Origin of the sequence: Methylobacterium nodulans ORS 2060 (assembly GCF_000022085.1) — a bacterium.
Classification (GTDB): Bacteria; Pseudomonadota; Alphaproteobacteria; order Rhizobiales; family Beijerinckiaceae; genus Methylobacterium; species Methylobacterium nodulans.
Genome location: NC_011894.1, coordinates 5,825,249 through 5,840,827, shown reverse-complemented (window position 1 = coordinate 5,840,827; position 15,579 = coordinate 5,825,249). Strand labels below are relative to the sequence as shown.

Annotated in this window: 17 protein-coding genes; 4 read left to right on the top strand and 13 right to left on the bottom strand. The window is 67.0% G+C overall.

What is annotated here, in order from left to right; translation table 11 throughout:
* Positions 1 to 502 precede the first annotated feature (502 nt).
* On the bottom strand, positions 503 to 3,601 hold the full coding sequence (locus MNOD_RS27060) for a cation-translocating P-type ATPase (protein ID WP_015932159.1): 3,099 nt from the start codon (positions 3,599 to 3,601) through the stop codon (positions 503 to 505).
* 80 nt (positions 3,602 to 3,681) lie between these two features.
* Positions 3,682 to 3,993 (bottom strand): DUF5132 domain-containing protein, encoded by a 312-nt coding sequence (locus MNOD_RS27055; RefSeq protein ID WP_015932158.1) that lies wholly within the window; start codon positions 3,991 to 3,993, stop codon positions 3,682 to 3,684.
* 397 nt (positions 3,994 to 4,390) lie between these two features.
* On the opposite strand from MNOD_RS27055, the gene MNOD_RS48290 reads away from it, so the two are divergent.
* Positions 4,391 to 4,852: an HMA2 domain-containing protein gene (locus MNOD_RS48290; RefSeq protein WP_015932157.1), complete on the top strand. Its 462-nt coding sequence runs from the start codon at positions 4,391 to 4,393 to the stop codon at positions 4,850 to 4,852.
* A 142-nt stretch (positions 4,853 to 4,994) separates the two neighbouring features.
* Positions 4,995 to 5,465 (top strand): CBS domain-containing protein, encoded by a 471-nt coding sequence (locus tag MNOD_RS27045; RefSeq protein WP_015932156.1) that lies wholly within the window; start codon positions 4,995 to 4,997, stop codon positions 5,463 to 5,465.
* Here the strand turns inward: MNOD_RS27045 and MNOD_RS27040 are convergent.
* From MNOD_RS27040 to MNOD_RS27015, 7 genes are all read right to left on the bottom strand, one after another.
* The gene (locus tag MNOD_RS27040) at positions 5,373 to 5,921 is read right to left on the bottom strand and encodes a CYTH domain-containing protein (RefSeq protein ID WP_015932155.1); all 549 of its coding nucleotides are present in this window, start codon (positions 5,919 to 5,921) and stop codon (positions 5,373 to 5,375) included. The two genes, MNOD_RS27045 and MNOD_RS27040, sit on opposite strands and share 93 nt — an antisense overlap.
* 285 nt (positions 5,922 to 6,206) lie before the next feature.
* Positions 6,207 to 6,446 (bottom strand): hypothetical protein, encoded by a 240-nt coding sequence (locus tag MNOD_RS49385; protein WP_244424574.1) that lies wholly within the window; start codon positions 6,444 to 6,446, stop codon positions 6,207 to 6,209.
* Between the two features lie 112 nt (positions 6,447 to 6,558).
* On the bottom strand, positions 6,559 to 7,173 hold the full coding sequence (locus tag MNOD_RS27035; protein WP_015932124.1) for a class I SAM-dependent methyltransferase: 615 nt from the start codon (positions 7,171 to 7,173) through the stop codon (positions 6,559 to 6,561).
* 162 nt (positions 7,174 to 7,335) lie between these two features.
* Positions 7,336 to 8,037, bottom strand: a complete 702-nt coding sequence (locus tag MNOD_RS27030) for an aquaporin (RefSeq protein WP_015932154.1) — start codon at positions 8,035 to 8,037, stop codon at positions 7,336 to 7,338.
* Entirely contained in the window at positions 8,034 to 8,459 is a 426-nt protein-coding gene (gene arsC, locus MNOD_RS27025; protein ID WP_015932153.1) for an arsenate reductase (glutaredoxin), read from the bottom strand. The genes MNOD_RS27030 and arsC overlap by 4 nt, the downstream gene beginning before the upstream one ends.
* Positions 8,459 to 8,986, bottom strand: coding sequence for an arsenate reductase ArsC (locus MNOD_RS27020; RefSeq protein WP_015932121.1), 528 nt, complete (start codon positions 8,984 to 8,986; stop codon positions 8,459 to 8,461). The genes arsC and MNOD_RS27020 overlap by 1 nt, the downstream gene beginning before the upstream one ends.
* Entirely contained in the window at positions 8,979 to 9,338 is a 360-nt protein-coding gene (locus tag MNOD_RS27015) for an ArsR/SmtB family transcription factor (RefSeq protein ID WP_015932152.1), read from the bottom strand. The genes MNOD_RS27020 and MNOD_RS27015 overlap by 8 nt, the downstream gene beginning before the upstream one ends.
* A 50-nt stretch (positions 9,339 to 9,388) precedes the next feature.
* Here MNOD_RS27015 and arsH point away from each other — a divergent pair, with 50 nt between their 5' ends.
* On the top strand, positions 9,389 to 10,135 hold the full coding sequence (gene arsH / locus MNOD_RS27010) for an arsenical resistance protein ArsH (protein WP_015932151.1): 747 nt from the start codon (positions 9,389 to 9,391) through the stop codon (positions 10,133 to 10,135).
* Positions 10,136 to 10,492: 357 nt separating this feature from the next.
* On the opposite strand, the gene MNOD_RS27005 is transcribed toward arsH, so the two are convergent.
* From MNOD_RS27005 to MNOD_RS26995, 3 genes are all read right to left on the bottom strand, one after another.
* Positions 10,493 to 10,861, bottom strand: a complete 369-nt coding sequence (locus tag MNOD_RS27005) for a hypothetical protein (protein ID WP_015932150.1) — start codon at positions 10,859 to 10,861, stop codon at positions 10,493 to 10,495.
* A 149-nt stretch (positions 10,862 to 11,010) separates the two neighbouring features.
* Entirely contained in the window at positions 11,011 to 12,027 is a 1,017-nt protein-coding gene (locus MNOD_RS27000) for a methyltransferase (RefSeq protein WP_015932149.1), read from the bottom strand.
* Between the two features lie 426 nt (positions 12,028 to 12,453).
* The gene (locus tag MNOD_RS26995; RefSeq protein ID WP_015932148.1) at positions 12,454 to 12,876 is read right to left on the bottom strand and encodes a hypothetical protein; all 423 of its coding nucleotides are present in this window, start codon (positions 12,874 to 12,876) and stop codon (positions 12,454 to 12,456) included.
* A 988-nt stretch (positions 12,877 to 13,864) separates the two neighbouring features.
* On the opposite strand from MNOD_RS26995, the gene MNOD_RS26990 reads away from it, so the two are divergent.
* Positions 13,865 to 15,247 (top strand): CHRD domain-containing protein, encoded by a 1,383-nt coding sequence (locus MNOD_RS26990; protein WP_015932147.1) that lies wholly within the window; start codon positions 13,865 to 13,867, stop codon positions 15,245 to 15,247.
* Positions 15,248 to 15,365: 118 nt separating this feature from the next.
* On the opposite strand, the gene MNOD_RS26985 is transcribed toward MNOD_RS26990, so the two are convergent.
* The gene (locus tag MNOD_RS26985; protein WP_015932146.1) at positions 15,366 to 15,560 is read right to left on the bottom strand and encodes a hypothetical protein; all 195 of its coding nucleotides are present in this window, start codon (positions 15,558 to 15,560) and stop codon (positions 15,366 to 15,368) included.
* Between the last annotated feature and the right edge of the window lie 19 nt (positions 15,561 to 15,579).

Sequence of the window (15,579 nt, the reverse complement as noted above, 5' to 3'; positions counted from 1 at the left end):
TCGACCTACGTCGCCGCTCGCAACAGGTCATGCGTACAAAACCGGCCCGACAGTGGTGCCGCAGAGTAGGTAAACATGTCTGGACCGTCTCGCGCCTACGTGCTTCATCGCACGCCCCATCGCCTGCGCGTCAGAATCCCCAACCGCCGACGTGATCAGGTGTTCTTTCGGGCGCTGCAGCGGACCTTATCGGAGCACCCTGATGTGTTTCGGGTCGATGTCAACCCGCGCACAGCCAGCGTCATCATCCGCTGCCATCGCAGCTTCGATCCCGCTTGTATCAACAACCCGTTCCTGGGCGTGATCCTGGCTGCAGAGGTGCCGCAATCGACGGCGATGTCACCGCGGCCCGCCAGCGGGAGCGCCCGAGCTGGGGCTTCGGAGCCAGACCTCAGCGCGATCATGGTCAATCTCGCCCTCGCGGCGATCAAAGGGCAGCTCAAGGCGCAGCTGCTGGAGTGGGCTCTGGAGTGGGCTGTCAAGGTTTTCGTTCGAGCCCTCGTCACAGAGTTCCGCCCCGCTCCAAGCTTGAGGCCGAGCCCTCAGCCCGCTCTGCTGGCGGCCTAGCCCCAGTCGGGGCTGGCGAGCGCCGGAAATGCAGGTCTGGGGAGCCGCTGCTGCTCAACGCCTTCGCAGCCAAGAACGGACCCACGCCGCCGGCCAGCATCACCAGGCCGTCCAGGGCCCCGATCGGGCCAACCCCGAGCAGGCCGCGAAGACCGGGCACCAGCAGCGCTGCCCCCTGCGCCAGGAACGAACCGGCGAGAATCCGCCCGAGCACAGGATTCCGCGACAACGGCGTCCTGTGGCCGGCCCCGGAGCGGCAGGTCAGAGCGTGCAGGAGCTGGGCGCAGGTCAAGCTGCCAAAGGTCATGGTGCGGGTCTGGGCCGCGTCTCGGCCGTAGCGGGCTGCCCCGAAGAGCGCGGCCGCCAACGCGCCGGAGGTGAGCAGGGCTGCCTCCTTGGCAAGTTGGCCGGTTTCCGCCGGATCGACCAAAGCCGTGCCGGTCGGCATGGGCTTGCTGTCCAGGATCCCCGGCTCCGGTGGTTCGAGCGCCAGCCCGATCCCCGGCAGCACGTCGGAGATCAGGTTGATCCAGAGCAGCTGGATTGGAGACAACGCCTGACCGAAGCCCGCAGCCGTTGTCATCAGCATGAGCAGGATCTCGCTGGCATTGGTGCTCAGCAGATAGTGAATGGCCTTGCGGATGTTCGTCGCGGTCGCGCGGCCGCGCTCGAGCGCGAGCAGAAGGGCCCGCGGATCGTCCGACTCCAGGAAGATGTCGGCCACCTCCCGCGCCGCGGCCGGCCCATCCCGACCCAGGGCGATGCCGACATCGGCAGCCCGGAGCGCCGGACTATCGTTCACCCCGTCTCCGACCATCACCACCGTCGCGCCGGAGCGCTGCAGGTCCCGCACGACGGCGAGCTTCTGGGCCGGACTGATCCGGGCAAAAGCATGGGTACGGCGCAGCGCCGGTCCACGCTCCGCCTCTGCGAGCCTGTCGAGATCAACCGAATCGAGCACCTGCAGGCTGGTGCTGTCGTGGCCGTTGAGGCCGATGTGCTCGCCGACGGCCCGAGCCGTCGCGCTCTGATCGCCCGTCAGCATGATGGTCTGCAGCCCCGCCCGATGCAGCTGCTGCATCAGGGCATCAAGGCCAGGCCGCACCGGATCGGACAGGCCGACGAGGCCGACCCAGATCAGGTCCTCGATCCGCTCCGCGCCCACCGCGTCGTCGCGGCTCTCCCGGTAGGCAAAGCCAAGAACGCGCAGCGCGTCGCGTGCCAAGCGGTCATTGCTGGCCCGGATGATCGCGCGGCGGTCCGCCGTCAACTCACGACTGCCGCCTTCAGGCATCGCGTCCCACCGGCAGCGGGCCAGAACTTCGTCGGGGCTGCCCTTGACGGCGGTGAAGCGGCGCGGCCCGGCGGCATGGACGGTGGCCATGAAGCGATAGGCTTCCGTGCGATGCTGAACCGAGCGCACGGCCCAGTCCTGCCGCAGGCCGAGCACATCGATGCCGGCGTCCAAAGCCGCCTGGATCAGGGCGTTCTCCGTCGCCGAGCCGGTGAGCACGGGCTGGCCATGCGGGTGCTCGATCCCGGCCTCGCTGCACAGGCTGCCGATCCGCAGAAGCTGTATGAGTCGGGGATCGGCCGGATCGGGCGCCGCTCCGGCCTGATCCACGAGCCCCTTCGCGCCGGCCCGGTACAGCCTCTCGCCGATCGCCAATGCAGCGACGGACATCGTGCCGAAGGTCAGGGTTCCAGTCTTGTCAAAGCAGATCACGTCGGCCGCCGCGAGGGTCTCGATCGCCTCCAGCCGCCGGACCAGCACCGCGCGGCGGCGCATCGCCTCGACCCCAAGCGCCAGCGTCGAGGTCGCAACCATCGGCAGGCCTTCCGGGACCGCGGCCACGGCCACCGAGAGGGCGGAGCGCAGCACCAGCAGAGCCGCGAGCCCCCGCAGCAGCCCGACCCCGAAGATGGCCGCGCTCGCGAGCAAGGTGACCCAGACGAGTTGTCGTCCGAGTTCGTCGAGCTGGCGCTGGATCGGGGTTGCGGGGTCTCGGATGTCCGCGACCAGGCGCTGGATCCGGCCGACTTCGGTGTGCGCCCCCGTGGCGACGACAACGGCGGTGCCGCTGCCGCCGGTCACGATGGTGCCGCGGTAGACCATGTTGGTCCGCTCGGCGAGCGGCAGTATCACCGTCCCAAGCGTGTCGGCCGCTTTGGCCACCGGCAGGCTCTCGCCGGTCAGCGCCGCCTCGCTGACGGAGAGGGACTGAACGGCCAGCAGCCGCGCATCGGCCGGGACGACCATGCCGCGCTGCAGGGTGATGAGGTCGCCCGGAACCAGAGCCTCGGCCGGAAGATCCACGGCGGATCCGTCCCGAACGACCGGCGTGGTCATCGGACCGGGAAGGCCCAGGCTCTGGATGGTCCGCTCGGTTCGGCTTTCCGTCGTGTATCCGATCCCCGCATTGAGGACGACCACGGCGGCGATCGCGCCAGCCTCCAGGAGAGCCCCTGTGGCCAGAGAGATCGCAGCGGCACCGGCCAGCAGAAGCACGGGCAAGCTGGCGAACTGCTCGGCGAGGATGCCGAGGGCCGAGCGCTGCTGCAGGGGCGGCAGCGTGTTGGCGCCGGCTGCGAGCCGCGCCTGTGCCTCCGCGCTCGTCAGTCCAGACCTGAGATCGGTGCGAAGCTCGGCCGCGATCTGTTCGGGTGCCGTGCGGTGCCAAGCGTCCTGTGCCGCGTCCGGAGGTGAGAGAGGCTCGCCGCGCACCAGCGCCTGGATGCGCGCGATGAGGGCATGGACCGCCAGCGCAGGATCGTGATGAACGACAACGTTGCCGGTCAGCGTGCTGGCGCTGGCTGAACGGATTTCAGGCAGGGCCGACAGGCCGCGCTCGAGCCGCTCGGCGAGATCGGGTGTGCCGGTCAGCCCGTCGACGCGCAGGCGGCTGCGTCCGGAGCGGGAGAGATGGAGGGGCACGACGGTGCCGGACACCGCCTCACACGCCGGCTGCAGGTCGGGCGCCTGCAGCGGCCCGGTGGACTGCGGCCACGCTGGTGCAGAGGCGGTCTGTGCCATGGCGGACAGGCTTCCAGCAATCCGCGCGAACGAGTCCGTGCGAACGCGGCAAAGCGGAGCGGTGATAAAACCTCAGACGGTCAGGTCGCCGAGGGCACGGCTTGCACCTCCGCGGCCCTGCGCCGCGGGCGCTCGGTGTGCTCCCTGTTCCTGGCCTCGGCGGCTTCGGCAATCTCCGCCCGAGCCTCGCCGAGAATGTCACCGGTGCGCTCGTTGAGATCGGCCAGGGCGGTGCGGCCCTGATCGTAGGCGATCAGTCCGGCCTTGATCACGGTCTTGGCGAGAGGGCGGAGGACGGGGAGGACCACCGGCGCGAGGACGACGCCGACGACGGCAATGCCGAGACCAGCGCCGAGGTTCTCGCCTTTCAAGACATCTTCCAGCAAGGCCATCGCGCGCTCCTGTCGTGCTTCGTGTTGAATGCCCCCGCTTGGCTCCATTGACACCCCGGAGCCCGTAGCTAGCCGACTTTCATGTGCACGCGGTCAACGTCCACGCAGCCCCTGCGTTCACGCGTCAGCTGCAAAGACTTGAGTAGGGACGCGGGCTTGGCCCTGCAGACGTGCGAAACAGCTGCGGGCCGCGGTGACGGACCATAGAAGCCTGTCGCCGCCTGAGGTGCCTGCATGATCCCCGGGCGTGAGCCAGCTGGTTCGGAACTTCGGTTTCGCCTCAGCCGGAGAGGCATGGGCGATGGTGAACTTACGGTCCTCTACCGGCATTGACGCCGGTATAGCAAGAGCTATATTACAATGTAACTGCTATTATTCTGCTGTATGAGGTCATTGCATGACCGCTCAGCCACACCTCCGAGCGCTCGACGGTTCATCGTCCCGTCAAGGTCAGATCGCCTGTGATGATCGTGTCGGGGCGCTCATCACTGCAACCTATATCCATCATGTTCCGGGGCGGCTGCGTGTTAAGCTGCAGCACCTCAAGAACGATGCCGCCGCAACAGAGACCGTGTGCTTGCGCCTGAGCAAGATTGCGGGTGTCAGAAGTGTGAAGGGCAACACGGCTCTGGGCAGCCTCACGATTTTGTACGACGAGCCGGCTGAGCCGGATGCGCTGCTTGGCGCAATTGGCGTGGCTTGGCCGAAGCAGACCAGCGCTGTCTCTCAGCGTCATAGCCATAATCCCCGCCGGCATGGCACCTCCTGGAAGGATCTCGCCCTGGCCGGGATGACAGTGCACCTCGTGTTCGATCTGGTGGTCTGGGCAACGGCAGCAGGAGCGCTCATGACACGGTGAATGGCTGCAACTTGCTTGCGCGCGCGAGACGCCGAGGGGAAGACGCTCGATGTGCTGGCTCTCACCAGCGGCTGAAGGCTGACCTGGAGAAGACCCGGATACCGGTCCTTGTCAGCCGGATCGTTGTTGCCGGAGCAGGCCGATGATCATCCGCAGCGTTGGCGAGCTTGCAATGCGTCACTCCCTTCACAGCACGACCTGCGAAGCAACGATCACGGAGGTGTGCCGCCGCCTGCAAGACCATCACGTCGGCGCGCTCGCAGTGCTCGAGGATGGCAAGCTCGTCGGCATCATCAGCGAGCGCGACGTGATTTCCCGCGTCATTGCGGTTGGGCGTGAGCCCACAGCCACTACAGTCCGCGCGGTGATGACGCCTGACCCGCAAACCATCGACTGTGAGAACTATTTGATCGACGCGCTCCAGAAGATGCTGGACGGGCAGTTCCGGCATCTACCCGTGATGCGCGGGGATGAGGTGATCAGGATGATCTCGATGCGGGACATCCCAACCGAGGACCGCCTAATGTACCAGCGGTTCACAGAAGCTCACGAAGCGAGCGTCGCTGCTCGGATGGCAGGACGTGCGCTGTCTCAGGCTGCGGATCGGCAATGAGGTGGACGCCTGTGCAGCCAACCGCGAGTTGCGGTAGCGCTCGTCGTCCGTCACCTCCTGGCCGACCCAGGCTGGCAGAACCACCAGCTGATCCTCATTCGTGAGTTCGAGTTCCGCCACGATCAACCCTGACAGGGCCCCTGTGAACACGTCCACGTCCCAGACCGCACCGGCGTGCTCGACGCGGTACCGCATTTTCTGAATGCACTGCTCAGGGCGGAGCGCTGCAAACAGAGAAGCACCGCTCTCTGCTGAGAGCTCGCACTCGAACTCCTCCCGCGTGCAGCCTCGCCGTTTGCCCTTCCAGGTGAAGTAGAAACGGCTGCCTGCCCGCCGGACCCGGACGGTGTTGTCTTCGTCCGTGTAGAGGTAGCCCTGAACGATGCTGATGCCGCACCGGCAATGCTCCAGCACGGCCGGACTGGCGAGGAACTTACGCTCGATCTCAAGCGCCACGAGGCGGTCCTCTGGCCGTTGCGGTGGCGATCTCCTCGCGCAGAGCCGAACGGGCCGCAAGAGCACTTTCGGCTGCCTCCCCAGCTTGAGGTACATAGCTCAGCCGTTTTCACGCGCAGCCATGCCCTGCGTCAACAGCTTGCCTCAGGCGCTCTGACCAGCCCGCGAGGAAAGCCGACAGAGCGAACGTCGACTCGCACATCAACAGCAAACCGTCTGACTGAGCAATCGGCTGCTCAGGGTCGGGAGCGCCAGTGCATCGAGCGTTGGTCTTTGTTCATTCCATCAAGGGTGGCCGACCCAGCTCCACCCTCGTTCGAGTGCATTCGCGAGGTGCGCCACCGCGCGATGCTGGGCTACCTGTTCGTGAAGGCGGATCACAGCATGGACGGGCGCGCGGCGCTCTGGCCACGGCGCGTCCCGTCCGATCACCTGGTAGTGCGCTGGCAGCGGACCAGCCGCCCCCATATCCCAGCCTTGGCGGGCGTTGATCCGCGCGTAGACCCCCAGCGTGTCGCGGATCACCTGGATGTCCCGCGAGCCGCAGGCGGAGCAGCGCAAGCGCAGCACGATGTCGGGGAAGGGTAGGTGTTGGGCAATGTGCCGCGGTCGTGCCTGTCCTCCGCGAGGCGGGCCGTCATGCAGGACAGGCCCGCCCCTCATACATGAATGTGAAGGGGCGTGGGCCGGGCGCGAAGCCGGTCCGGAGATCCGTGGTCCGGAAGCCTGTCCTGCGGATGAGATCCCCTATGGGGCGGTTGAGATGACATCCGCCGGCGAGCGGCTTCCAGGCGGGCGTGAGCCAGTCCTGCCAACGAGCCACCCACGGATCCGGCGCCTTGCCGTGTTCCACGAACAGAAGCTCTCCACCGGGTTTGAGCACGCGGCGCATCTCCGCGAGCGCCGCCCCGACATCCGGGATCGAGCATAGGGTCCATGTGGTCACGACGGAGTTCACGCTGCCGGCGTCCAGCGGGATGACCTCGGCCGATCCCTGGAGGAAGCACACGGTCCGTTGGGTCGCGCGGGCCCGCTGCCTCGCCTTGTCGATGAGCGCCTGTGAGGGCTCGATGCCGAGGATCTCCGTCACACTGGGGCCGTAGAACGGCAGGTTGTGCCCCGACCCGATGCCGATCTCCAGCACGCGCCCTTGGGCCGCCCTGACGACGCGGCGCCGGTATTCGAGGAGGTCCTCGTTCGCCATGGCCCGGTCGACGAGCCAGGGAACCACGTGATCACCGTAGAAGCCCATGCGTCATGCTCCCGGCAAAGACGCGACGCGATCGCGCCGTCCATAGGACAGGCGTGCGGCCGTCGTGCGGCAGAGGTCCTAGTGGCAGAAATCTGACGCTTGGTACCCACAACCAGAGACAGCCTCAAGCCATGACGGGCGGCAGCCAACCACCTCGACCGGCTATTTGGCGAGTGCCGCTGCGGAAGGAGCAGCCGCTCGCCCGGTCAGGAGCCAGCGCATGACAACCATCCCCGCGAGCGCGCCGGCGAGCTGTGCCAGGATGAAGGGGAGGATGTGGTTCGGTGCGATCCCCGCGAAGGTGTCCGTGAGGGCGCGGGCGATCGTCACCGCCGGATTCGCGAAGGACGTCGAGGCCGTAAACCAGTAGGCGGCGGTGATGTAGAGGCCGACCGCGACGGGGACGGCCTCGATCCGGAAGCGCACCACGGACAGGATCGTCACCAGCAGACCGAACGTGGCGACGAACTCCGCGAACCACTGCGCCGGCCCCGTGCGCAGCTTTGCCGCGAGCTGGAAGAGCGGCAGATCGAACATGGCATGCGCCGCGAGCGTGCCGAGACAGCCCCCGACGACCTGCGCCGGCACGTAGATTCCGACATCGCGCCCTGGAAGGGCGCGCGTCAGGCCCATCACGAGCGAGACCGCCGGGTTGAAATGCGCGCCCGAGATCGGGCCGAGCGCCAGGACCAGCACGATCAGGATGGCCCCGGTCGGGATCGTGTTGCCGAGGAGCGCGATCGCAACGTTCCCGCCGGCCAGGCGCTCGGCCATGATGCCGGAGCCCACGACCGTAGCGACGAGAAACCCGGTGCCGAGGGCTTCGGCGGCGACCCGCTGAGCGACCGAGTAGGATGTCGTCATGCAGTGACAACCCGCCGGCCGTGCTCGTCGACAACGCGCTCGCCGTCCTCCTTGTTGAACTCGCCCTGCTGCGGCGGCAGCAGATCCAGCACGGCTTCGGATGGCCGGCACAGGCGCACGCCCTTCGGGCTCACGACCAGCGGTCGGTTCAGCAGGATCGGGTGCGCCTCGATCGCGTCGAGCAGCTGCTCGTCTGTCAGCGTCGGATCGCCCAGGCCGAGCTCGGCATAGGGCGTGCCCTTCTCGCGCAGCACGTCGCGCACGCAGAGGCCCGCGCGAGCCAGCAGCTGCTGGAGCAACGCCCGCGTCGGCGGGGTCTTCAGGTACTCGATGACATGCGGCTCGATGGCGGCGTTGCGGATCATCGCGAGGGTGTTCCGCGAGGTGCCGCAGGCCGGGTTGTGGTAGATGATCACGTCCATCACGCGACCTCCGGCCGGAGCGCGGTGGCGCCCTCCTGCTGGCCGATCTCGCGCAGGCGGCTCGCGATCGCCAACCGGTCCAGGCTCTCGATCGGCATGGCGAGCAGGAGCCTGATGCGGTTGCGCAGGTAATGCAGCGCCGTGACGAAGGCCCGCTCGCGCTCGATCTCGCTGCCCTCGACCCGCGACGGATCCTCGATGCCCCGGTGCGCAGTGATCGGCCGGCCCGGCCAGACCGGGCAGGCTTCGCCAGCGGCCTCGTCGCAGACGGTGATGATCATGTCCATCACGGGCGCGCCGGGCTGGGCGAACACGTCCCAGGGTTTCGAGGCGAGGCCGGCGGTGGGAATGCCCTCGGCCTCAAGCACCTTGAGGGTCATCGGGTTGGGGCCGGGACCGCCCTCGCTGCCGGCTGAGAATGCCCGGAAGCAGCCGCCGCCGAGGTGGTTCAGCAGCGCCTCGGCCAGGATCGAGCGAGCCGAGTTGTGCGTGCAGAGGAACAGCACGTTGTAGACGCGATCAGGCATGGGCGGTGTCTCCTTCAGAGGGGCAGCAGGCCGCGAGCGCCGTGACGGCCGGGGTGCAGACCTCCGGGTGGCCGCCGCAGCAATCCTTCATCAGGAACTGGATCAGGCCGGACAGCGCCGGGTAATCGGCGCTGTAGATGACCGAGCGGCCTTCGCGCCGCGATCCGACCAAGCCAGCGTGGGCCAGCTCCTTGAGGTGGAACGACACGTTGGAGAACGGCACGCCGACCTCCGCGGCCAAACTCCCTGCTGCAACCCCTTCAGGTCCCGCGGTCACGAGATGGCGCACGAGGCGCAGGCGGTGCTCCTGCGAGAGCGCCGCGAAGGCGGCGAGGGCTTGCCGTTCGTCCATTTTCGATCCAACATTTCGACTATCTTTGAAGCGTAGATGAACGAGGATCCGTGGACAAGCCCCATCAGCCCTTTGCCGACGGCACTCCGAACCTGAGCGAGCCCCACTTCGAGGTGCCAACGCCGGCGCACCTGGAATCGCGCGAGCACCTCACGCACGCGCCCCGCTTCCTGATCCTCTACGGCTCTCTGCGTGAGCGCTCGTTCAGCCGTTTTCTGGCCTATGAGGCGGCCCGGCTCCTGGAGCGCATGAGCGGCGAGGTCCGGATCTATCACGCGCACGGGCTGCCCCTGCCGGACGACGCGACTGCCGACCACCCGAAGGTTCAGGAGCTGCGGAACCTGTCACTCTGGTCGGAGGGCCAAATCTGGGTCAGCCCCGAGCGCCATGGCAACCTGACCGGCGTGATGAAGAGCCAGATCGACTGGCTGCCGCTCAGCGAGGCCAGCTTGCGCCCGACCCAGGGGCGCACGCTCGCCGTCATGCAGGTCTCGGGCGGGTCGCAGTCCTTCAATGCTGTGAACTCGCTGCGCGTGCTCGGGCGCTGGATGCGGATGATCACCATCCCGAACCAGTCGTCGGTGCCGATAGCCTACAAGGAGTTTGATGAAGCCGGCCGGATGAAGCCGGGGCCGCTCTACGACCGCGTGGTGGACGTGTGCGAGGAGTTGATGAAGTTCACGCTGCTGACGCGCGAGCGGGCCGACTACCTGGTGGACCGCTACAGCGAGCGGAAAGAGCGCGAGCCCGAACGGCTGAAAGCGGTGGCGGCCGATATCGGCTTTGTGAAGCGCTGAGCGTGCCGCCAGACCGTCATGGCGGAAATCACCAGAATGGCCGCGAGGACGGGCAGCAACCGCCGAGGGCACGCCCCGAGCAAGCATGCGATCGAGGTGACCTACGATCCGGCGAACCGGGGCTAGGCCTGGATGGCCGTGCTGATGGACCGAACCGGGTTGCCAACAGCCTCACCCTCGGCGAGGTGCGGGCGCTAAGCGGGCGCTTCCAGCTGCAGGACTGTCGGGGCCAGCGCTACCTGTGCCGGCCGCTCTGCAGAGCCCACCGTAGCCGCCCGACCGTCCCGACCGAGATCTCGGGTTCGTCCGCAATGTCCGCCTGCGGTCGGTCCGCACTGCGGGGATTGCGGCGGGGCATCAGGCGGTCAGCGCCCGCAGGGCGAGGCGCAGAATGGTCGGGAGCTGCGCCGGTGACCCTGCTCCCCAGGCGCCGAGCGCCCGAGCCTCATCGACCACGGCGAGCGCGGCGGCGACATCGCGCAGCTCGAACGACGTCCAGCGCGACCAGTCGTAGTCCGGGGCATGCACGTAGAGGCCAGGCGCGCCCGCGGTCGCCGCCTGCATCCGGGGCCAGAGCCTCGGCTTGGGGTCGGTGGTGAGCACCCCGGTCATCGGCGTCCCGGGCGCTGTGCGGCCGATCTGCCCGAGCAGCCCGCGCCAGCGCGGACGGTCCTCCATCGGGTCGGTGATCGTCGGCCACCAGAGCCGGTCGCCGAGCGCCAGCATCCCGCGGTGGGTCCGCTTGGGGTCACCGTAGAGCCAGGCGCAGGCCCGGCAGGCATGGGTGCCCCAGCGAGCGTATTCTGCATGCCCGACTTGATGCGTTCATCGCGATCATGGGCATCGTTATTGCCCCGGCCTCCTCGCGTGAGGCTTCACTTTCGCCCGACCGCCATCGAGTATGGGCCCTGCAGGTGCTCTACTCGCACATCCCGGAAGCCAGCCTCCGTCATCCAGCCCCGGCAGTCCGCACCCGTGTAGTCGAACCCGGCTGGCGTTTCGATCAGCATGTTCAAGCTCATCAGCAGCCCAAACGCATTCTGGCGCCGCTCGTCATCAATCATCGCGTCGTAGACGATCAGCGCACCTCCGCTCGGAAGTGCGTCGTAGGCTTTCCGGAGAAGCATCTTCTTCTGCTCAAGGCTCCAGTCGTGCAGGATGTGGCCCATGACAAGCACGTCCACCGACGGGAGCGGGTCCTGGAAGAAATTGCCTGGTTGGAACGTGAGGCGCTGATCCAGCCCGTGCTGCGCGACGTAACGCTCGAACACGGGGCTGACGATCGGAAGATCGAAGCCGTACCCAGTCAGGTGAGAGTGAGCCCGCGCGATCTCGACCGTCAGCCCGCCCTGAGCACAGCCGATATCCGCAAAGGTCTGGTACTCCCGCCAGGGAAAGGCCGTCGCCATGGCCCGTGCGGTCGGGAGGCTGATGCCCGTCATGGCGCCCAGGAACAGCTCGAGCCGGGCCGGGTCTGCGTACACGGCCGCGAACAGGTCAGGCTCGCCGTGCTGGGCCTCGTTCTGCGGCAAGCCGGTCTTGAGCGCGTCCGTGAGGTTGCCCCAGAAGCGGTAGAGCCGCCCGTTCATCATCTCAAGGATGCCACCCACGTAGGACGGCTTGGTGCGATCGAGATAGAGCTCGGTTTCGGGGGTGTTGGCGTAGCGCCCGTCCGGGAGCCGCTGCAACATGCCGAGCGCCACAAGCGCGTCCAGGAAGTCGCGGGCGCTGCGCTCGTGGAGGCTCAAGCCCTCGCGCATCTCCGCCAGACTTGAGGGTCCTCGCTGCGCCAGGTGGGTGAAGAGGCCGAGCTCAATGGCGCTGAGGAGGGTCTTGGAGCCCCAGAAGGCGCTGCCGAGCTGCAGGATCTTGTCGGGTGCGATGCTGGACATCTGGTGTACCGCCCGCGGATTTTGAGACACCGATCTGAAGCCTACGCGGCCAAGTCCGCGGGTGGAAGCTGTGCGGCGCGAATGGCTGCCGGTGGGCGGAAGCCGTGCCGCTCGACCAGCCAGGCCGCATTGTAGACGTCGCGGAACGCCAGAAGGGCGCGGCGGACGGCTGACGGTGAACGACTGGGAGGGGCTGACCGCCATAGCGGAGTTCGATCCGCTTTATCTGCACCTGGAACAGCCCAAAGCCTTCTGATGGGGACCCGGAGCGGAGGCCGGTTGGTGGACATGGTGAAAGACCCTCTCGGGGTTGCGGCGCGCCGCGGGGCGCGGCGGCCGTGGCGTGGTGTTGGTGTTGGTGTGCCGTCTTGGTGGGCCTGTGGCCGGAGGTCGGTCCCAGGCCCGGGCGATCATGCTGCCCTGGTCCTAGTGTCTGCTGCGGGATCGGTGGCGATCGACACCTCGACGCCGAGGGCCCGGGCGGCGTGCTCGATGGCTCGGATAGGCCCGGAGCACGTCGGCGTGGATCTCGGCGTCCGGCGGGTTCAGGGCGGCGACTTGGTCACGGTCGTTCAGGAACACGATGTTCGCGAAGCCCATCTCGTTGGCCGCGCGGTTCAGGAGCATGGTCGCATAGTAGACCGGGTGGTGGGCCAGGTGCCTCTCGGCGGACGACAGGCCGAGGTCGTGGCCGGCGCGCTCCGCGGCGCCGGCAGCGCAGAAGCACTCGGCCTTCGGATGGTGCGGCTGGGTCGGGTAGGTGACGCCGTTCGGGGTGAAGGCGATCGCCATGTGGCCGCGGACCCAGCGGGTGCGGTCGGCGACGATGGCGCGCCCGGCGACGAGCACGTCGAGGGCGTTGGGGGGCTGACCTATGTGCAGCCCTTGTGCCCGGACTGACGGGAGGCCAGCCAGGCGCGTAGATCGCCGCGGCGAACGCCGATCCGCCGCTCGCTCAACCGGATGATCCTCGGACCGTCGCCGGCATCTACCGAACAGGGGTGGGTGCGGTTTCTGCGGGAGACAGGACAGAAGGATAGGGAGCCCTGGTGGGCTCCCATGGTGAGGTAAGGCTCAAGAAGTAGCAGGCCGGGCTTGGCTTGGGGGCATAGGATCGTCGCCCGGCCCGCCGGTGGCGCCCCTATGCGCAAGGGGGCCCTTATTCGGGGGTAAGGGCTGCGCCACCTGCTTCGTATCCCGCGGAGCAGGCCTTGCTTCACTCAAGTTTGTTGAGCGTAGCCGAAGGCGGCTCCCTCAACTCAGGAACTGGCCAGAAGGACCGGGAGCCCTGGTGGGCTCCCATGGTCAAGTAAGGTCTTGCTGAGGTAGGGGCAGCGAGCCGGGACTTGGAGAAAGCGATGATGTTGCCCGGTCCGCCGGTGGCACGGGGTGTGCGTGCAGTCGTCAGGGAGCTGGCCCGTACCACATGCTCCGTATCGCACGGAACGGGCCTCCCCCTCACTCACGTAGGTTGAACGTAGCAGGCTGCTGAAAACCCCCGCTGAAGTGAAAGGCAGGCTCTACATATTGGGCCGTCTGCAGTCTCTGACCGCTACAAGCAGTAGGTCGTGCGAGCTTCACCGTGCCTCACGCGAGTTTTTCAGCCCCCTGCTAGCCGATGGTGACCGTGGTGGCCTCCGACCGTGGCTCGGTTGACGTGCCCCTCGTACGGCTCGAAGCAGGGAACCTCTACGCTCCCGTGTGCAGGGCAACCTTGAAAATATGGTTGGCTCGTTGATGATGGGTGCGGAACCATACAGTTCCATGTGTGCCCCTGCGGGTGCAGTACCCTGGTGCTACTCGCCCGGCAGGTGCTGAACACGGACAGGAGGAACTCATGTCCACAGCATTCCGCGCAATTGTCGAAGGCAGCCAGGAAGTACCTCCGACTGGCTCCTCCGCAAGGGGCATCGGGACGGTCATCTTTGACACTACGGCGCAAGCCGCGAACTATTCGTTTCGCATCACAGGCATTGATTATGGCCCAGCTACGGGTCGTCCTGCTCAGACCGAAACGCCCCTTGATGATGCCATCAGCACGCATTTCCACAACCAAGTGCGAGGCCAAAACGGGCCCGTTGTCTTCGGGCAGATCAACCCGGCCCAGGACAATGACGATCTTGTGATCGTGCCGAATGCGGATGGCTCCTGGACCGTGAGCGGTCGCTGGGAAACGACGGACCCGGCAAATGTCTCGATTGCCAACTTCTCCACCACGCTTGGTTCGGCCACGGTGGGATCAGAGGTTCCGCTTTATTTCAACGTCCATACAAATCAGTTCCCCGCAGGCGAGATCCGAGGACAGCTGGTCGCGATTGCTGATGACAGCAACAACACTGTTGTTGGCACGGCAGATGATGAATTGCTTCCTGGGCTTGGCGGCGATGACATCGTCCTTGGCCTCGCGGGGAACGATACGATCCAGGGGGGTGATGGCAACGACTTCGTCTCAGGCGGCTTCGGCGCCGACAGCGTCTTCGGCGGGGCCGGCAACGACCTCGTCTTCGGTGACGACGACGACGATCTCGCGGATGGCGGAGCGGGCAACGACTTGGTCTATGGCGGCACCGGCTCCGACCGCGTCTTCGGCGCGGCCGGTGACGACCAGGTCTACGGCGAGTGGGGCAACGACTTCGTCAGCGGCGGCGAGGGCAACGACTTCGTCTCGGGCGGCTTCGGCAACGACGTGGTGAATGGGGATGCCGGCAACGACCTGATCTTCGGCGATGATGGCGACGATGCGGTCTATGGCGGGGCGGGCAACGACCGCGTCTATGGCGGCACCGGCAACGACCTGGTGAGCGGGGATGGGGGCCAGGATCAGCTGTTTGGCGAGCAGGGCGAGGACGTGCTGCTGGGCGGGGCGGGCCCGGACTACCTGTCGGGCGGGGCGGGTAACGACCAGCTGTTCGGGGGTGAGGGCGCGGACCTGCTGTTCGGCAATGCGGGCAACGACGTGCTGACGGGGGGCCTTGGAGCGGACGTGTTCGCGTTCGGGCGCGGGGACGGTCAGGACGTGATCCGGGACTTCGTGACCGGGGGCGCGGAGCGGGACGTGATCGCGTTCAACAACGGTGCGTTCGGGTCGTTTGCGGCGGTGCAGGCGGCGACGCAGCAGGTGGGCTCGGATGCGGTGATCGCCTATGGCACGGGCGACACCATCACGCTGCAGAACGTGCAGGCGACCAGCCTCACCGCCCAGAACTTCACCTTCAGTTGAGGTCTGAAGGCCGGTCCTGCTGGACGCTGGAAGGGATGTGACGGCGAATGCCCGTTTAAGCTGACACCCGCCTAAAAGCTGCCCGAGCCCGCCGGCCACCCGGCGGGCTTAGGTCGCATCACTCCTTGGCCAGGTCGGCCCTTGCGTCCTCAACGCAGCCGTCCTCGCACTCGTCCGTGCATTGGTGGCAGAGCGAGATCGGACCGCCGGCCTCGTTCAGGGCCTTCTCGACCGCCTCCTCCGCGGTCGCGGCCTCGAAGCAGCCGAGGTACTTCGAGCCGACGACCTTCCCAACGACGTGAAACTTCGGCATGCGCTGCTCCATGTGGTGC

Excerpts from the sequence above, each read along its gene's own strand:
- MNOD_RS27060 (WP_015932159.1), bottom strand. The coding sequence starts at position 3,601 with ATGGCACAGACCGCCTCTGCACCAGCGTGGCCGCAGTCCACCGGGCCG.
- MNOD_RS27055 (WP_015932158.1), bottom strand. The coding sequence starts at position 3,993 with ATGGCCTTGCTGGAAGATGTCTTGAAAGGCGAGAACCTCGGCGCTGGT.
- MNOD_RS48290 (WP_015932157.1), top strand. The coding sequence starts at position 4,391 with ATGACCGCTCAGCCACACCTCCGAGCGCTCGACGGTTCATCGTCCCGT.
- MNOD_RS27045 (WP_015932156.1), top strand. The coding sequence starts at position 4,995 with ATGATCATCCGCAGCGTTGGCGAGCTTGCAATGCGTCACTCCCTTCAC.
- MNOD_RS27035 (WP_015932124.1), bottom strand. The coding sequence starts at position 7,173 with ATGGGCTTCTACGGTGATCACGTGGTTCCCTGGCTCGTCGACCGGGCC.
- MNOD_RS27030 (WP_015932154.1), bottom strand. The coding sequence starts at position 8,037 with ATGACGACATCCTACTCGGTCGCTCAGCGGGTCGCCGCCGAAGCCCTC.
- arsC (WP_015932153.1), bottom strand. The coding sequence starts at position 8,459 with ATGGACGTGATCATCTACCACAACCCGGCCTGCGGCACCTCGCGGAAC.
- MNOD_RS27020 (WP_015932121.1), bottom strand. The coding sequence starts at position 8,986 with ATGCCTGATCGCGTCTACAACGTGCTGTTCCTCTGCACGCACAACTCG.
- MNOD_RS27015 (WP_015932152.1), bottom strand. The coding sequence starts at position 9,338 with ATGGACGAACGGCAAGCCCTCGCCGCCTTCGCGGCGCTCTCGCAGGAG.
- MNOD_RS27005 (WP_015932150.1), bottom strand. The coding sequence starts at position 10,861 with ATGCTGGCGCTCGGCGACCGGCTCTGGTGGCCGACGATCACCGACCCG.
- MNOD_RS27000 (WP_015932149.1), bottom strand. The coding sequence starts at position 12,027 with ATGTCCAGCATCGCACCCGACAAGATCCTGCAGCTCGGCAGCGCCTTC.
- MNOD_RS26990 (WP_015932147.1), top strand. The coding sequence starts at position 13,865 with ATGTCCACAGCATTCCGCGCAATTGTCGAAGGCAGCCAGGAAGTACCT.
- MNOD_RS26985 (WP_015932146.1), bottom strand. The coding sequence starts at position 15,560 with ATGCCGAAGTTTCACGTCGTTGGGAAGGTCGTCGGCTCGAAGTACCTC.